Genomic DNA, 15,079 nt, shown 5'->3' with positions numbered 1-15,079 from the left:
GTGATCGCAATGGACGTCACCGTTCTGCGTCCCGACGAACTGACCGCCGCCGACCTCGGCGCATGGAGCGAGATGCAGCGCGCGGAGCTGGGTCTGGCCAGTCCCTTCCTGGCCGGCGAATTCACCCGGGCCGTGGGCCGTCGGCGTGCCACCGCCCGGGTGGCACGCCTGCGCGAGGACGGCGACACCGTCGGGTTCTTCCCCTTCGAGCGGCACGCCCTGGGAGCCGGCAAACCGATCGGCTCCGGCTTCTGCGACTGCCAGGGCCTGATCCACCGGCCGGGCCTGGACTGGGACCCCGTGGACCTGCTCGGCGCATGTGGTCTCGCGCTGTGGGAGTACGACCACCTGGCCGCGGGCCAGACTCCCTTCGAAAGGGCGGGCACGCCGCGCGCCCGGGCCGCGTCCCCGGTGATGGAACTGAGCGGCGGCCACCAGGCCTACCTCGAAAGGCTGCGGCCCAAGGTACTGCGTGCCGCTCGGGGCCAGGAACGCAGGCTGGCCCGCGATGTGGGGCCGCTCCGCCTGGACTTCAACGCGCCCGACCCCGTCCTGCTGGACACCCTGATCCACTGGAAGTCCGCCCAGCTGCGGGCCAGAGGGGAGCGGGACCCGCTCTCCCAGGGCTGGTTCCGGGCGCTCCTGCGGGAACTGCTCGACCTGCCGTCCGAGTCCTGCTCGGGCACCCTGTCCGTTCTCCGCGCGGGCGACACCCCCGTCGCCATCCTCTACGGACTGCGCTCGCGCGAGGTGTACGCGACCTGGTTCCCTGCCTACGACACCCGGTTCGCCAAGTACTCACCCGGCATCCTTCTCCACCTCAAGTGCGCCGAGGCCGCCGCGGAACGCGGCATCACCCACATCGACATGGGCAAGGGCACCTCCCGCTACAAGGACGCGCTGAAGACGGGGGACCTGAGCGTCACCGAGGGGTACGTCGGCCGGCACACACCGGCAGCGGTGCTGTGCAGGCTGCGCATGGCGTCGAGCCGCACCGCCCACACGGCCCTCAACGCCAGCCCCCGGGTGCACCGCGCCGCGGTCAGAGCCGTCGGCGCCGTCGACCGCCACCGCTGACTGCCGTCGCCGCTGCCCCCGGCACGGCCTCCCGGACGGCCTCAGCCCTCCGGCCTACGATGTGCGTGTACGCGTCCGGCCCGCGGATGCCGGATCGCGCCGGGGGCCCAGGCCCCGAGACGAGGAGGCGGTCATGGCCGAGCAGCGAGCCCAGGGCCGCGGCAAGGGCGGAGCGGCCGCGCCGACCCCGGCCCGCCGTGCCAGCGACCGGGGGCGCTACGGCCGGCTGAGCCGGGAGCGGGTGCTGGCCAGCGCCCTGGCGCTGGTGGACCGTGAGGGGCTCTCGGCGCTCAGCATGCGCCGCCTCGGCACCGAGCTGGGCGTGGAGGCCATGGCGCTCTACCGGTACGCGTCGAGCAAGGACGCCCTGCTGGACGGGCTGGTCGAGGCGCTGTACCTGGAGCTGGAGGAGCGGCTGACCGCCGACACCGACGAGGCCCCCGACTGGCGGGCCGGGCTGCATCGGAACGCCCGGGCCACCTACGAGGTGTGCCTCACTCATCCCCAGGCCGTGCCGCTGCTCGCGACGCGTCTGCTGGCGGTCCCGCTGGCCCGCAGGCCCGGCGCGGTCCTGCGCGATCACGAGAGGGTGCTGTCCCTGCTGCGGGGCGCCGGTTTCGACGAGGCGACCGCGGCCGAGGTGTTCCGCGCCTTCACGGCCTGGCTGCTGGGCTACGTGTCCGTGGAGCTGCGCCCCACCGTGGACAACCCTGACGAGACCGACCCGGCCTTCCGGCTCGGACTGCACCGGCTGTCCGCGAAGGAACTGCCGACGCTGCGGGAGACGGCCGCCGCGCTGGCCGAGCAGGGCGGCCCGGAGGGCCTCGCGGCCGGTCTTGACGCCCTGCTCGACAGCTTCACGAGCGGCTCCGCCTCCGCAGCATCCGGCTGAACGGCGTCTCCGGCCGCTCCAGGCGCTCGCCGTCCAGGGTGATGTCGACGACCTCGTTGAAGAAGGCGACGCGCCCCTGGATCGCCGCCACCGCGGGCAGCGGCTCAGGGTAGGTCCACACGAGGTCGGGCGGTACATCGGCCTCGCCACGCAAGGACCAGTACGAGGCGGTGCCCTTGTAGGGGCAGCCGGTGTGGTGGTCGGTGACGTCGAACAGGTCGAGGCGCACGTCCTCGCGGGGGAGGTAGTAGCGGGTGGGCAGCGAGGTCTCGAAGAGCAGGACGGGGTCCTGGCTGTCCGCGACGACCTGCCCGTCGATCTCGACCCGTACGTGCCTGCTGCTGGGCAGCGCGTCGACGCGCTTGTGCGGGTCACGGGGGTGGATGAAGATCTCCTCGTCCTCCTCGTACCAGTGGTCGAGGCCCGTGTCGGTGCGCAGGAACCACTCGAAGGCGATGTGGCCGGCCAGGTCGTCGGCGGGGAACGTCCAGGCCGCGTTCCGGCGCACCTCGCCGTCGGCGTCGAGGTCGTAGAAGATCCGGGAGCCGGTGTGGGCGCCCGTGGGCGGGCTCTCGGCCGGGCGGAGGAGGTCGGTGCGGACGTCCTCGCGGGGGAAGACGTACTGCGGCACGGGCAGGTGGGGCTCCCAGACGAGCACCGGGTGCCGGCTGTCGACGACGGTGACGTCGCCCTTGCGGCCGCGCACCCAGCGCTCGCTGGGCTCCCACATGAGGCCTTCCGGCGTGGTTCGGATCGAGCGGGCGGCGGGGTGGGCCGGGTGGGTGGTCATGGCCGGTGCTCCTTCCGGAGGTCCGGTTGCCGTTCCCTCCACGGTCCCACGGTCTCAGTGCGCCGCGTCCAGCCGGGCGCGCTGCTCCGGGGTCAGTTCCAGGTCCACCGCGGCCAGATTCTCGTCCAGCTGGGCCACCGAGGAGACCCCGGCCAGCGGCAGGACGGGCAGTTCGCCGCCGATCTGCCAGGCCAGCACGACCTGGTTGACGGTCGCGCCGGTCTCCCGGGCCACGTCGCGCAGTGCCGCCAGCCGTGCCGGGGTGCCGGGGTGGTCGAAGTCGGCGGGGAGCCTCTCCGGGCGGGTGTAGGCGCCCTTCAGCAGCGGCGAGTACGCGACGAGGGTCAGGCCGGGCTCGGCCCTCAGGTAGCCGAGCAGGTCGGGGCCGGCGTGGCCCAGGCTGCCGTCCGGGAACAGGTCGCCGGGGACGTCGGCGCGGGGGCGCAGGTGGGTGTGCGCGTACTGGAGGACCTCGTAGCCGGGCAGTCCGGCCGCCGCGGCGAGCGCCCGGGCCCGCTCCACGCGCCACACGGCGTGGTTGCTCACGCCGAGCAGTCCGGCGGTGCCCTCGGCGACCAGGGCGGCGAAGGCCTCGACGGTCTCCTGGAGCGGGACGGTGTGGTCCTCTATGTGCGCGTAGAGCAGGTCCAGTTTCTCCAGGCCGAGGCGTTCGCGACTGCGGTCGGCGGACTCACGGATCACTTTCGCGGACAGGCCCTCCGGGTTGTCGGTGTAACTGGTGCCGGGGGCCAGGGGGCGGGCGCCGAGCTTGGTCGCGACGACGATCTCGTCGCCGATGCCGCGGCTGCGCCGCCAGCGGCCGAGGAGTTCCTCGCTCTGGCCGCCCTGGCCGCCGTCGGCCCAGAACGCGTAGTTGTCGGACGTGTCGATGAAGTTCCCGCCGGCTTCGACGTAGCGGTCGAGCAGGGCGAAGGACGTCGCCTCGTCCGTAGCCGAGCCGAAGAGCATCGCGCCGAGCGCGAGGACGCTCACCTCGCGGCGGGTCGTGGGATCCGTGCCGATCGTGCGGTACTTCATGTCGCTCCCTCCGGTGCCCGGATCTCGGGCACGCAGGGGAGTCTTCAGCTTGGAGTGCTCTCGAGGTCAAGGGAGTACGCACGGCGCGCACGCATGACGTGTACGCACGACGAAAGGGCGCCGCCGGTATCGGCCTGCGCGGCGCCGCACCGCGGCCGTGGCGGGTGCCGCCGGTGAACCGGCCGCCGTCGTGCCCCGTGTGGTGCTCGTCAGTCCGCCCTCGCTGGATGCGTGAGGTTCGCTCCGGTCGCCGGGTCGAACACGTGAGCCTTGGACATGTCGACCCGCAGCTCGATCGGTGCGCCCTCACGGGCACGCGTGGCGGCGCCCAGGCGGGCCACGATGTTGTGGGTGTCGGCGCCGGTGTCCCGCAGGCCCGAGTCCGCGGCGAGTTCCTCCAGCTCGGTGGTCGTCGCGGGCCCGCCCTCCGCCGTGAAGTAGACGAACACGTCGGAGCCCAGCGACTCCAGTACCTCCACGGTGGCGGTGAAGACGGGGCCCGTCCGGCCCCGGTCGGGTGACAGGGCCACGTCCTCGAAGGCCTCCGGTCGCAGCCCGACGATGACCTCACGGGGCGCGTTCTGACGTTCCAGCATCTGCCTCGTACGGTCGTCGAGGGTCAGCTCGCCCAGGGACGAGCGCAGGGCTCCGCCCTCCACGACGGCGTTCAGGAAGTTCATGGCCGGAGAGCCGATGAAGCCCGCGACGAAGATGTTGCTCGGCAGGTCGTACAGCTCGGCAGGGGTGCCGATTTGCTGGACCAGGCCCTGTCGCATGACCACGACCCGGTCGCCGAGCGTCATCGCCTCGGTCTGGTCGTGGGTGACGTACACGGTGGTCGTACCGAGGCGCCGTTGCAGCCGGGAGATCTGGGTGCGCATCTGCACCCGGAGTTTGGCGTCCAGGTTGGACAGCGGCTCGTCCATCAGGAACGCCTTGGGGTCCCGGACGATCGCCCGCCCCATGGCCACCCGCTGGCGCTGACCGCCCGAGAGGTGGGCGGGCTTGCGGTCCAGATGCTCGGCCAGGTCGAGGATCCGGGCGGCTTCCGTCACCTTGGCGTCGATGGTGGCCTTGTCCACCTTGGCCAGGCGCAGCGGGAAGCCCATGTTCTCCCGGACGTTCAAGTGCGGGTACAGGGCGTAGCTCTGGAACACCATGGCGACGTCGCGCTCCTTGGGAGCCAGGTCGTTGACGACCCGGTCTCCGATGCGCAGGGTGCCCTCTGTGATGTCCTCAAGTCCGGCGATCATGTTCAGGGTGGTGGACTTGCCGCATCCCGACGGTCCGACCAGGATCACGAACTCGCCGTCGGCGATCTCGAGGTTCACGTCCTTCACGGCGAGGGCCCCGTCGGGAAAGCGCTTGGTGACTCCCTCAAGGATGATCTCGGCCATGGTTGGTGCCTCCTTGCCTTCATGCCTTCCGGGTCCGAGCACTGCGGTCGGTGTCTCGGGCCGGTGGCCGGTCTGCCGCGGTCGGCCCGTTCACCCCTTGACTGCCCCGGAGGTCAGTCCGGCGACGATCCGCCGCTGGAAGAGCAGGACGAAGACGATGATCGGGATGGTGATGACCACAGCGGCGGCGGCGATCGACCCTGTGGGCTGCTGGAACTGGGAGCTCCCGGTGAAGAACGCGATCGCGGCCGGCACGGTGCGTGCGGACTCGGTGGACGTCAGCGAGATCGCGAACAGGAAGTCGTTCCAGCAGAAGATGAACACGAGAATGGCCGTGGTGAACACGCCCGGCGCGGCCAGCGGCGCGATGACCAGCCGAAAGGCCTGCGCAGGAGTCGCCCCGTCGACCTTCGCGGCCTTCTCCAGATCCCAGGGGATCTCCCGGAAGAACGCCGACAGGGTGTAGATCGCGAGCGGCAGGGAGAAGGTCATGTAAGGGATGATCAGCCCGATCCAGGTGTCGAAGATTCCGATGAACCGCTCGATGTTGAACAGCGGTGACACCAAGGAGATCGGCGGGAACATGGCGATCAGCAGTGACATGCCGATGAGCACCCGCTTCCCGGGGAAGCGCAGCCTGGCCACCGCGTAGGCGGCGATGGTGCCCAGCACCACCGCGATCACCGTGGCGATCAGGGCGATGCCGATCGAGTTGATCAGCGCACGGGTGAACTCGGCGGTCGCGAAGATGCCCCGGTAGTTCTCCCAGGTCCAGTCCCTGGGGATGTAGTCGCCGTCCGTGAGGGTGCCGGGGTCCTTGAAGGACAGTGCGACGATCCACCACACCGGGAACAGGGCGTACAGCACTACCACGACGTTCAGGACAACCCATCGGGTGGCATGTGTCTTTCCCACTGCGGCCATCAGCGCTTCACCTCCGCGCCGGGTGCGGCGGCACCGAAGAGTTTGACGAAGGTGAAGGCGATGATCCCGACGCAGATGAAGATCAGAACCGAGATCGCCGACCCGATGCCCAGGTTCAGCGCGGTGAACAGGTTGTCGTACCCGAGGATCGACAGAGAGCCGGTCCCGTGGGCGCCCGCCGTCAGGATGTAGATGTTGTCGAAGATCCGGAACGCGTCCAGGGTGCGGAAGAGAAGTGCCACCAGGATGGCCGGTTTCATCAGCGGCAGCATGATCTTGGTGAAGCGCTGCCAGGCGGTGGCACCGTCCACCATGGCCGCCTTCAGGGTCTCCTCGGGGACCAGCGCCAGACCCGCGAGCAGCAGCAGGGCCATGAACGGCGTCGTCTTCCACACCTCGGCGAGAATGATCAGCCAGAGGGCGGACCACTGCTCGGTCAGGGGTGCCTCTCCGGTGGGCAACAGCTCTGCGAGGTATCCGAGTTCCGGGGTCCAGGCGTACTGCCACGAGAAGGCGGCGACCACGGTGACGATTCCGTACGGAATGAGGACCGCCGTGCGTACGGTGCCGCGCCAGAAGATCGTGCGGTGCATGACCAGGGCGAGCCCCATTCCGAGGACCAGTTCGATGGCCACGGACACGGCGGTGATGAAGAGCGTCACCCAGAAGGCGTCCCACCAGAACGGAGAGGAGAGCACCGCCCCGTAGTTGCCGAGGCCCACGAACTCCGCCTGCCCGGGAAAGCGCAGGTCGTACCGCTGGAGGGACAGATAGACGGCGTACCCGATGGGGTAGGCGGTCACGGCGATCATGACGACGACAGCAGGCGCGCAGAGCAGCCAGCCGAGTCGCCGCTCCTGCCTGGCGCCCGCCGAGAGTGCCGCCTGGTCAGGCGCCTGCCCCGTCTCCGTCTCGGGGGGCGGCGGGGCTCCGGCCGGCTGCGCGCGCGTGCTCATCTCAGGCCGTCCGAGGACGAGACCCGCGCACTGCGGCGCCGGCTGACGGGGTGGTGCGGGAGGAGGTGGTTCACGGGATCACACCCTCGGATCGCAGGGCATCGTCGATCTGCTCCCTGATGGTGGCGACGGAGCTCTCCGGTTCGATCCCGGACGGCGGGGAAAGCGTGTGGGAGACCGCGATCGACACGTTCTGGTAGACCGGAGTGATCGGGCGCACGCTCGCCGACTCCAGGGCGGCCAGCACCTCCGTGGAGAAGGGGTACTCCTTCATGAACGCGGAATCGTCGTACAGGGCGCGCAGGGTGGGCGGCAGACCGCCCTCGAGCGCGGCGGTGAGCTGGTTCTCCCGGTTGCGCAGGCACAGTGCCGCCTCGAAGGCAAGATCGGGGTGGCGCGAGTAGGCGCTCACGGCGAGATCGATGCCGCCGATGGTGGGCCGTGCCGGGCGGTTCGCGTCGACCCGCGGGTACGGAGCCCAGCGGAAGTTCTTGAACAACTCGGGGTTGTTGCTCCTCATCGACGGATAGACGAACGGGTAGTTGAGTTCGAACGCCGCCACCCCCGACTCCATGGCGAGGCGGTTCTGGTCCTCCATCTGGTTGGACAAAGAGGGGTCCGCGGCGGGGGAGTTCGCCAGGTCACGCATGATCCCGGCTGCCCGCTCGGCAGGAGGACCGAGGGAGGGCTCGGTCGCGCTCGCGTTGAGGATGGAACCGCCCGCACTGTTGATCAGCGTGTTGAACCAGACGGTCAGGCCCTCGTACTGGGCGCCCTGGACCTCCACGAGGTGCGGTTTTCCCTGACGGGAAAGGGCGTCGGCCATGTCCAGCATCTCGGCCCAGGTCCTGGGCGGGGTGGGCACCAGGTCCTTGCGGTACCACAGGAGCTGGGTGTTGGTGTTGTACGGGACCGCGTACAGCTTGCCCTTCCACGTCGAGGTCTGCAGCGGTACGCGCAGGGTGCCCTCGACGGCCTCCTGCTTCGCCTTCCCCGTCCATTCCCGGACCCAGCGCGCCTCGGCGAACTCCGCCGCCCAGGTGACGTCCAGGCCCAGGATGTCGAGCGAGTCGTCCTCGGCGGCGAGTCTGCGGACGAGTTGCTGGCGCTGGCCGTCCGCTGCGCGCGGAAGCTTGTTGTAGCTGATCGAGTAGCGGCCGCCCGACGCCTGGCTGCACCGGTCCGCCGCTTTCTGGAGCGCACCGGAGTCGTCCGGGAAGTTGTACCAGTTGAGGGTGGGCCGGCCGGAGGCCTCGTCACCGCCACAGGCTGCGAGCACCGACGCCAACAACGGCAGTACGGCGAACGCCCGCAGCCATCGCGTCCCTCGGGGACGTCCCCTCTGACCCGAAACGGGTCGGCAGCCGCACCTCGCGTGCACCGCTCCACACCTCGCTTCCGGACGGGGGCACGAGATTCGGCCCTCGTAGCGTGTCCCTCGCAGGGAACACTAGAGATCACCGAAAGCGACATCAAGGACATAACGCAACGAAATGGCTTATTGATCTGGGCGCGCATCTGACCGAGCCACCGTGCGTTACACGACTGCCTTCTGGCGTTCGGTGCCCAATCAGTCCCCACCAACGACGAAGAGGCCACCTCCGATCAATCGAAAGTGACCTCCGACCTGCTACGTCGCAAGTCGGGACGACAGGATTTGAACCTGCGACCCCTTGACCCCCAGTCAAGTGCGCTACCAAGCTGCGCCACGTCCCGGTGCGCGCTACCCGCGGTGAGCCGCGTGATCGCGCGAACAGCACTTTACCCCACACCCCTGGCCGCGCCGAAAGCGGGCCGGGCGGGACAATCGGCGTATGGGCAGCACAGGAGAGACCTCCCCGGACCGGCCGGGCGACGCACGGGACCGTGACAGTGAGGGGCGGGCGCGCAACGCCCGGCCCCGGGACGGGCTCGGGCGGCCCCTGCCCTACGGCGTGGACGGTGTGCCGCGGCAGCCCGAGGGCGTCGTCCGCACCCCGGAGGAGACCGTCGCGGAAGCGCAGCGGCTGCTGGACGAGGGCAAGCCGTTCCACGCGCACGAGGTGTTCGAGGACGCGTGGAAGTCCGGGCCCGACCAGGAGCGCGAGCTGTGGCGCGGGCTCGCCCAGCTCGCCGTGGGTCTCACGCACGCCGCCCGGGGGAACCTGACCGGCGGGGCCCGGCTCCTGCGGCGCGGGGCGGGAGCGGCCGAGGCGTGGGCGTCGGGGGCCGGGCAGGACCTGCCGCACGGGATCGACGTCGTGGGCGTGGCCGCATGGGCGCGGGAGCTGGCTGCGGACGTGGAACGAACGGGTCGGCCTGTGGACGCGGGCGGCCGGGCACCCCGGCTGCGGGGTCCCGAAGCCGGGCGCTGAGCTGCGGCGACGGACGATCGTCTCGCCGACTCCCAGGGGGCGTGACACCGACCGCGGTGTACCCGTCCGGATCTCCGTGCGGCAGACTCGGGCCGTGCGAAAGATTCATGTCATCGGTATCGGCGCGGGCGACCCCGACCAGCTCACCCTCCAGGCGGTCAAGGCGCTGCGGAGCACGGACGTGTTCTTCATCCTGGAGAAGGGCGAGGTGAAGGCGGATCTCACCGGGCTGCGCCGGGACATGCTCGACGCCCACGTACCCGAGGGGTCGTACCGCGTCGTCGAGGCACGCGACCCCGAGCGGGACCGCAGCGCCGGCGGCGCGGCCTACTCGCCCGCCGTCGGGGACTGGCGCAGCGCCCGGGCCGGCATCTACGAGCGGCTGATCACCGAGGAGCTCCGCGAGGAGCAGACCGGCGCGTTCCTGGTGTGGGGCGACCCCTCGCTGTACGACAGCACGCTGGGGATCCTGGAGGAGGTGCTGGAGCGGGGCACCGTGGCGTTCGAGTACGACGTCGTGCCCGGCATCAGCAGTGTCTCGTCGCTCGTCGCCCGGCACCGCACGGGTCTCAACCGCGTGGCCCGGCCGGTGCAGATCACCACCGGCCGGCGGCTGGCGGAGGGCTTCCCGGAGGGCGTGGACGACGTGGTCGTGATGCTCGACGCCCACCAGACCTTCCGGCAGTACGCGCAGGAAGACGTCGACATCTACTGGGGCGCCTACATCGGCACTCCGGACGAGATCCTCGTCTCCGGCCCGATCGCGGAGGCGGCCCCCCGCATCGAGCGGCTGCGGGCCGAGGCCCGTGAGCGCAAGGGCTGGATCATGGACACGTATCTGCTGCGCCGACACCCCCGCGGCTGAGGGGACGGGCGAACACGTCACCGGGCACCCGGGGATCCATGGGCTGTCGCCCGGTCGGGAGACGTCCCTCCCCACCGGCTCGGCGTGAGCGTCCTATCCGATCCCCAGCCGTTCCAGCACGCCCTTCACATCCGGTACCGCCGCCACGCCGTCCGGCAGCGGCGGCCGCCGTACGACCACGACCGGCAGTCCGAGGTCCCGGGCCGCGGTCAGTTTGGCGGCCGTCGCCGCTCCCCCGCTGTCCTTGGTCACCAGGACGTCGACGCGGTGCTCACGCAGCAGCGCCGTCTCACCGGGGACGGTGAACGGGCCGCGGGCGAGCAGCACATGCGTGTCGGGCGGCATCGGCGGTTCGGGGGGATCCACCGACCGCACCACGAAGTGGAGGCGCGAAAGATGGGCGAAGGAGGCCAGGCCGAGGCGCCCGGTGGTGAGCAGCACCCGGCGGCCGAGGCGCGGGAGCAGATCCGCGGCCGCGTTCAGTGAGGGGACGCAATGCCACCGGTCCCCGGGGCCGGGCCGCCATCCGGGGCGGCGGAGCACCACCGCGGGCACGCCGGTCTCGGCCGCGGCTCGGGCCGCGTTGGCCGTGATCGACTCGGCGAAGGGGTGCGTGGCGTCGACGAGCGCGTCGACACTCTCCTCCCGCAGCCAGTCGGCCAGTCCCGGTGCCCCGCCGAAGCCTCCGACGCGCACCTCCCCGTCGAGCGCCCCGGGCTTGGCCACGCGCCCCGCGAGGGACGTCGTGACGCGCACGCCGGGACGCGTGCACAGCGCGGCGGCCAGGGCTCGGGCCTCGGCCGTGCCGCCGAGGATCAGGACGTGAGAGGACACGACGTCGAGCGTACGAGGTCGGGTGCGGCGGTGCCGGGACGGGTGCCGACCGGCTGACGGCAACGGGACGGGTGGTTCCGGGCGGCGAGCAGGCGAACCGGAGAGCCGCAGCGCGACGGCTACCGACCGGCGAAGGCCGCTCCCCGTGGTTATCGTCCTGCCATGGAGTCCGTGCAGGCCGTGCTCATCGACATCGACGGGGTGCTCACCGTCTCGTGGCGGCCGTTGCCCGGGGCCGTCGAGGCGTTGCGGGAGGTCCGGGAGGCCGGGTTCGGCGTCCTGCTGGTCACCAACACCACCTCCCGTACCCGGGCTTCGATCGCGGGGACGCTGGCGGAGGCGGGATTCCCGGTGTCCGCCGGGGACATCCTGACCGCGCCCGCCGCCACCGCCGCGTATCTCGCCGAGCACTGTCCCGGCGCCCGGTGCGCGCTGCTGAACAGCGGCGACATCGCGGAGGACCTCGACGGTGTCACGCTCGTCGAAGCGGGTGACACCGGGGCCGCGCCGGATGTCGTCCTGGTCGGCGGGGCCGGTCCCGAGTTCGGGTACGCGGAGCTCGACCGGGCCTTCGGGCATCTGCAGCGCGGGGCCCGGCTGGTGGCGATGCACCGCAACCTGTACTGGCGTACGGCCGAGGGGCTGCGGCTGGACTCCGGGGCGTTCCTGGCCGGGCTGGAGCGGGCCGCGCGGGTGGAGGCCGAGATCACCGGCAAGCCGTCGCGGGCGTTCTTCGCGTCGGCACTCGCCCGGCTGGGCGTCGGCGCGGAGGAGGCGGTGATGGTGGGGGACGACGTCGAGTCCGACGTGCTGGCGGCGCAGCGGGCCGGGGTCACCGGCGTACTCGTGCGGACCGGGAAGTTCCAGCCGGAGACGCTGCGGGCCGCCGACGGCACGCCCGACCACGTGATCGACTCCTTCGCGGACCTCCCGGCACTGTTGCGGGGGTCAGCGCAGCAGTAGTTGCAGACCGCCCACGACGGTCGCCGCGATGACGAGCTGCTCGAACAGCCGCTGGTTGATCCGGTGCACGGCCCACTTGCCGAACAGCGCGCCGGGCACCACGAACGCCACGAGCGCGAGGTCGAGGAGCAGCGAGCGGCCGTCGATCAGGCCGAGGCCGGCGCTGAAGGGCAGCTTGGAGACGTTGACGATCAGGAAGAAGAAGGCCGAGGTGCCGAGGAAGCCGAGCTTGCGGAAGCCGGCGGAGAGCAGGTACATCGACATCACGGGGCCGCCCGCGTTGGCGACCATGGTGGTGAAGCCGCCGAGTACGCCGTAGGAGCGGGCCTTGAGGCGGCCCGACCGGGTGGTGACCGACTCCGGCTCCTCCTCCTTGTCGGCCGTACGGCGGCGCCACACCGTCACGGCCGACATCAGCAGCAGGATCGCGCCGATCGAGGTCCGTACGACCGCGTCGTCCGCCCAGAGCAGGAACACCGTGCCGACGACGACACCCGCGGCGACCGCCGGGAACAGCCGCCACAGCGTGGGCCAGTGGGCGTGCCGCCGGTAGGTGGCGACGGCCAGGAGGTCCCCGGCGATCAGGATGGGCAGCAGCACACCGGTGGAGGCGCGGGCGGGCAGCACGGCGGCGAAGATGGCGAGGCTGACCGTGTTGGCCCCGCTCACGGCGGTCTTGGAGAAGCCGACGAGCAGGGCCGCGAAGGCGAGGGCGGCGAACTCCCAGCCGGTGATGTGCCAGAGGGTCATGGTGTTCATGCGAACACTGATGCTATATGCAACGAACAGGTGCCGGTAAGCGCCGTCTCGCCTGGTGGGCCCGCCGGGGCCGCCGGGCCCGCCAGGACCGCCGCCCGGCTGCCGCTACGTCCGCTCGACGAGGACCGCGCTGCCCTGCCCGACCCCGACGCACATCGTGGCGAGCCCGCGCCCCGCCCCCGTACGCCGCATCCGGTGGAGCAGCGTCGTCAGGATGCGGGCGCCGGAGCAGCCGAGGGGGTGGCCCAGCGCGATGGCGCCGCCGCTGGGGTTGACCAGGTCGGGGTCGATGCCGAGCTGGTCCACGCAGGCCAGGGCCTGGGCGGCGAAGGCCTCGTTGAACTCGGCCTCCTCCAGGTCGCCGACGCTCCACCCGGCGCGGGTCAGCACCTTGCGGGTGGCGGGGACGGGGCCGATGCCCATCACGTCGGGGTGGACACCGGCGGAGGCGCCGGCCACGTAGCGGCCCAGGGAATCGAGGCCCAGGTCGTTCAGGGCGTCCTCGCTGACGAGGAGGAGGCCGGCGGCGCCGTCGTTCATCGGCGAGGCGTTGCCCGCGGTGACCGTGCCGCCGTCGCGGAAGACCGGCTTCAGCCGGGACAGCTTCTCGTACGAGGTGTCCTCGCGGACGCATTCGTCGGTGTCGACGACCACGCCGTCGGGGCGCTCCACGGGGAGGAGTTCGTCGTCGAAGTGGCCGTTCTTGCGGGCCAGGGCGGCGCGCTGGTGGCTGCGCAGGGCGAAGTCGTCCTGGCGTTCGCGCGGGATGCCGTACCGTGCGGCGACCTCCTCGGCCGTCTCGCCCATGGCCAGCAGGCCGTGCAGGTCGCGCATCGCCGGGTTGACCAGGCGCCAGCCGAGCCGGGTGTCGGCGGTCTCCATGCGGTGCGGCAGGGCGTCGTCGGGGCGGGGCAGGACGAAGGGGGCGCGGCTCATCGACTCGGAGCCGCCCGCGATCACGATGTCGGCCTCGCCGGCGGCGATGGTCCGGGCGGCCGTGGTCACGGCCTCCAGGCCCGAGGCGCAGAGGCGGTTGACGGTGGCGCCGGGCACGGAGTCGGGCAGGCCGGCGAGCAGCGCGGCCATGCGGGCGACGTTGCGGTTGTCCTCGCCGGCCTGGTTGGCGGCGCCCCAGTAGACGTCGTCGATCCGGGCGGGGTCCAGGGCGGGCACGCCGGTCACCAGGGCGCGGACGACGGTCGCCGCGAGGTCGTCGGGCCGTACCGAGGAGAGGGATCCTCGCAGCTTGCCGATGGGGGTGCGGCGGGCGGCCGCGAAGTGGACGGGACGCACGAGAGGCTCCTCACGCTGCGCGTCAACGCGCATTAATTAGCACTGCTAGTTTCGGACTATAGACCCTCGCCCCGCCGCCTGTGAAGATTCTGCGCCTCCCCGGCATCCCGGCAGGTCATATCGCAGGCCGGACGACCCTCGTGCGACGCGTTTGCACCAGTGCGCCCAGGGCACCCGCGCGTTCATGGAGAGTGGTTGCGGAGCGCCGCCTGCGTGGACGAGGACCCCGAGCTGTTCTTTCCTGTGGGCACCGCCGGTCCCGCCCTGCGCGACGTGAGCGCCGCCAAGCGGGTCTGCGAGCGCTGCCCGGTGACCGACCAGTGTCTGAGTTTCGCGCTGAGCAGCGGCCAGGCCTCGGGCGTGTGGGGCGGCACCGGCGAGGAGGAGCGCGACGCACTGATCCGGACGACCAGGAACGACGCGAGAAGGAGAAGCGCCCTATGACGACTGTGAGGAGCACACTGCCCGACGACGCCCGCAAGGTCGCCTGCGAGGCACTCCAGGACACCCTGGTGGATCTGCTCGGGCTCTCGCTGGTCGGGAAGCAGGCGCACTGGAACGTCGTCGGCCCCCGCTTCCGGTCCATCCACCTCCAGCTCGACGAGGTGGTCACGGCAGCACGGGACTTCGCCGACACCGTCGCGGAGCGGTCCGCGGCGCTGGGCGTCCCGCCGGACGGCCGGCCGGAGACCATCGCCAAGGCCTTCACGCTGCCCGCCCCGAAGGAGGGCTGGGTGCGCGACTCGGACGCCGTGCAGGTGATGGTGGAGGCGCTGCAGGACGCGGTCGGCCGGCTGCGCGAGCGCATCGACGCGACCGAGAAGGCGGACCCGGTCACCCAGGACCTGCTGATCGGCGTCACGGCGGAGCTGGAGAAGCAGCGCTGGATGTTCGACGCCGAGAACTTCCCCCGCTGACCCGCCGGGGACGGGCACAC

The 15,079-nt window shown here is 71.4% G+C and carries 16 protein-coding genes and 1 tRNA gene; 7 read left to right on the top strand and 10 right to left on the bottom strand.

Features of this window, described 5'->3' with window-relative positions:
- Positions 1-9: 9 nt before the first annotated feature.
- Together RFN52_RS34885 and RFN52_RS34880 are read left to right on the top strand one after the other, a co-directional pair.
- The gene (locus RFN52_RS34885) at positions 10-1,077 is read left to right on the top strand and encodes a GNAT family N-acetyltransferase (protein ID WP_184852455.1); all 1,068 of its coding nucleotides are present in this window, start codon (positions 10-12) and stop codon (positions 1,075-1,077) included.
- 133 nt (positions 1,078-1,210) lie between these two features.
- Positions 1,211-1,969: a TetR/AcrR family transcriptional regulator gene (locus RFN52_RS34880; RefSeq protein WP_184852453.1), complete on the top strand. Its 759-nt coding sequence runs from the start codon at positions 1,211-1,213 to the stop codon at positions 1,967-1,969.
- Here the strand turns inward: RFN52_RS34880 and RFN52_RS34875 are convergent.
- The 7 genes from RFN52_RS34875 to RFN52_RS34845 all read right to left on the bottom strand — a co-directional run bounded on the left by RFN52_RS34875 (position 1,935) and on the right by RFN52_RS34845 (position 8,790).
- Entirely contained in the window at positions 1,935-2,759 is an 825-nt protein-coding gene (locus RFN52_RS34875; protein WP_184852451.1) for a DUF427 domain-containing protein, read from the bottom strand. The two genes, RFN52_RS34880 and RFN52_RS34875, sit on opposite strands and share 35 nt — an antisense overlap.
- Positions 2,760-2,813: 54 nt before the next feature.
- Positions 2,814-3,797, bottom strand: a complete 984-nt coding sequence (locus tag RFN52_RS34870; protein WP_184852448.1) for an aldo/keto reductase — start codon at positions 3,795-3,797, stop codon at positions 2,814-2,816.
- Positions 3,798-4,006: 209 nt separating this feature from the next.
- The gene (locus RFN52_RS34865; protein ID WP_184852445.1) at positions 4,007-5,194 is read right to left on the bottom strand and encodes an ABC transporter ATP-binding protein; all 1,188 of its coding nucleotides are present in this window, start codon (positions 5,192-5,194) and stop codon (positions 4,007-4,009) included.
- A gap of 90 nt (positions 5,195-5,284) precedes the next feature.
- Positions 5,285-6,118 (bottom strand): carbohydrate ABC transporter permease, encoded by an 834-nt coding sequence (locus tag RFN52_RS34860; RefSeq protein ID WP_308431886.1) that lies wholly within the window; start codon positions 6,116-6,118, stop codon positions 5,285-5,287.
- A complete protein-coding gene (locus tag RFN52_RS34855) occupies positions 6,118-7,074 on the bottom strand; it encodes a carbohydrate ABC transporter permease (protein WP_184852442.1) in 957 nt (318 codons plus the stop codon). The genes RFN52_RS34860 and RFN52_RS34855 overlap by 1 nt, the downstream gene beginning before the upstream one ends.
- Before the next feature lie 70 nt (positions 7,075-7,144).
- Entirely contained in the window at positions 7,145-8,353 is a 1,209-nt protein-coding gene (locus tag RFN52_RS34850) for an ABC transporter substrate-binding protein (RefSeq protein WP_229856021.1), read from the bottom strand.
- A gap of 363 nt (positions 8,354-8,716) precedes the next feature.
- A tRNA-Pro gene (locus RFN52_RS34845) sits at positions 8,717-8,790 on the bottom strand.
- A gap of 98 nt (positions 8,791-8,888) precedes the next feature.
- Between RFN52_RS34845 and RFN52_RS34840 the strand changes: the two genes are divergently transcribed.
- Positions 8,889-9,428, top strand: coding sequence for a DUF309 domain-containing protein (locus tag RFN52_RS34840; RefSeq protein ID WP_184852440.1), 540 nt, complete (start codon positions 8,889-8,891; stop codon positions 9,426-9,428).
- Between the two features lie 94 nt (positions 9,429-9,522).
- A complete protein-coding gene (gene cobF / locus RFN52_RS34835) occupies positions 9,523-10,293 on the top strand; it encodes a precorrin-6A synthase (deacetylating) (RefSeq protein WP_184852437.1) in 771 nt (256 codons plus the stop codon).
- A 93-nt stretch (positions 10,294-10,386) separates the two neighbouring features.
- Here the strand turns inward: cobF and RFN52_RS34830 are convergent, their stop codons facing one another.
- Positions 10,387-11,127 carry a cobalt-precorrin-6A reductase gene (locus RFN52_RS34830; RefSeq protein WP_184852433.1) on the bottom strand — a complete coding sequence of 247 codons (741 nt, stop codon included), beginning with the start codon at positions 11,125-11,127 and terminating at the stop codon, positions 10,387-10,389.
- A 162-nt stretch (positions 11,128-11,289) separates the two neighbouring features.
- On the opposite strand from RFN52_RS34830, the gene RFN52_RS34825 reads away from it, so the two are divergent.
- Positions 11,290-12,090 carry an HAD-IIA family hydrolase gene (locus RFN52_RS34825; RefSeq protein ID WP_184852430.1) on the top strand — a complete coding sequence of 267 codons (801 nt, stop codon included), beginning with the start codon at positions 11,290-11,292 and terminating at the stop codon, positions 12,088-12,090.
- Here RFN52_RS34825 and RFN52_RS34820 read toward each other — a convergent pair.
- Positions 12,076-12,849 carry a sulfite exporter TauE/SafE family protein gene (locus RFN52_RS34820; protein WP_184852427.1) on the bottom strand — a complete coding sequence of 258 codons (774 nt, stop codon included), beginning with the start codon at positions 12,847-12,849 and terminating at the stop codon, positions 12,076-12,078. The genes RFN52_RS34825 and RFN52_RS34820 overlap by 15 nt on opposite strands.
- A gap of 105 nt (positions 12,850-12,954) precedes the next feature.
- A complete protein-coding gene (locus tag RFN52_RS34815) occupies positions 12,955-14,142 on the bottom strand; it encodes a thiolase family protein (protein ID WP_184852424.1) in 1,188 nt (395 codons plus the stop codon).
- Between the two features lie 213 nt (positions 14,143-14,355).
- Between RFN52_RS34815 and RFN52_RS34810 the strand changes: the two genes are divergently transcribed.
- Both RFN52_RS34810 and RFN52_RS34805 read left to right on the top strand, forming a co-directional pair.
- On the top strand, positions 14,356-14,586 hold the full coding sequence (locus tag RFN52_RS34810; protein WP_311241250.1) for a WhiB family transcriptional regulator: 231 nt from the start codon (positions 14,356-14,358) through the stop codon (positions 14,584-14,586).
- A complete protein-coding gene (locus RFN52_RS34805; RefSeq protein ID WP_184852418.1) occupies positions 14,583-15,059 on the top strand; it encodes a Dps family protein in 477 nt (158 codons plus the stop codon). Before RFN52_RS34810 ends, RFN52_RS34805 begins: the two co-directional genes overlap by 4 nt.
- The last annotated feature ends 20 nt before the right edge of the window (positions 15,060-15,079 follow it).

Origin of the sequence: Streptomyces collinus (assembly GCF_031348265.1) — a bacterium.
Lineage (GTDB): Bacteria > Actinomycetota > Actinomycetes > Streptomycetales > Streptomycetaceae > Streptomyces > Streptomyces collinus.
The sequence above is the reverse complement of the archived record's forward strand: the minus strand, read 5'-3'. Positions and strand labels throughout refer to the sequence as shown.

Coding starts and splice junctions, on each gene's coding strand:
- RFN52_RS34875 (WP_184852451.1), bottom strand. CDS start 2,759: ATGACCACCCACCCGGCCCACCCCGCCGCCCGCTCGATCCGAACCACG.
- RFN52_RS34805 (WP_184852418.1), top strand. CDS start 14,583: ATGACGACTGTGAGGAGCACACTGCCCGACGACGCCCGCAAGGTCGCC.
- RFN52_RS34885 (WP_184852455.1), top strand. CDS start 10: ATGGACGTCACCGTTCTGCGTCCCGACGAACTGACCGCCGCCGACCTC.
- RFN52_RS34870 (WP_184852448.1), bottom strand. CDS start 3,797: ATGAAGTACCGCACGATCGGCACGGATCCCACGACCCGCCGCGAGGTG.
- RFN52_RS34865 (WP_184852445.1), bottom strand. CDS start 5,194: ATGGCCGAGATCATCCTTGAGGGAGTCACCAAGCGCTTTCCCGACGGG.
- RFN52_RS34860 (WP_308431886.1), bottom strand. CDS start 6,118: ATGGCCGCAGTGGGAAAGACACATGCCACCCGATGGGTTGTCCTGAAC.
- RFN52_RS34820 (WP_184852427.1), bottom strand. CDS start 12,849: ATGAACACCATGACCCTCTGGCACATCACCGGCTGGGAGTTCGCCGCC.
- RFN52_RS34825 (WP_184852430.1), top strand. CDS start 11,290: ATGGAGTCCGTGCAGGCCGTGCTCATCGACATCGACGGGGTGCTCACC.
- RFN52_RS34840 (WP_184852440.1), top strand. CDS start 8,889: ATGGGCAGCACAGGAGAGACCTCCCCGGACCGGCCGGGCGACGCACGG.
- RFN52_RS34880 (WP_184852453.1), top strand. CDS start 1,211: ATGGCCGAGCAGCGAGCCCAGGGCCGCGGCAAGGGCGGAGCGGCCGCG.
- RFN52_RS34855 (WP_184852442.1), bottom strand. CDS start 7,074: ATGAGCACGCGCGCGCAGCCGGCCGGAGCCCCGCCGCCCCCCGAGACG.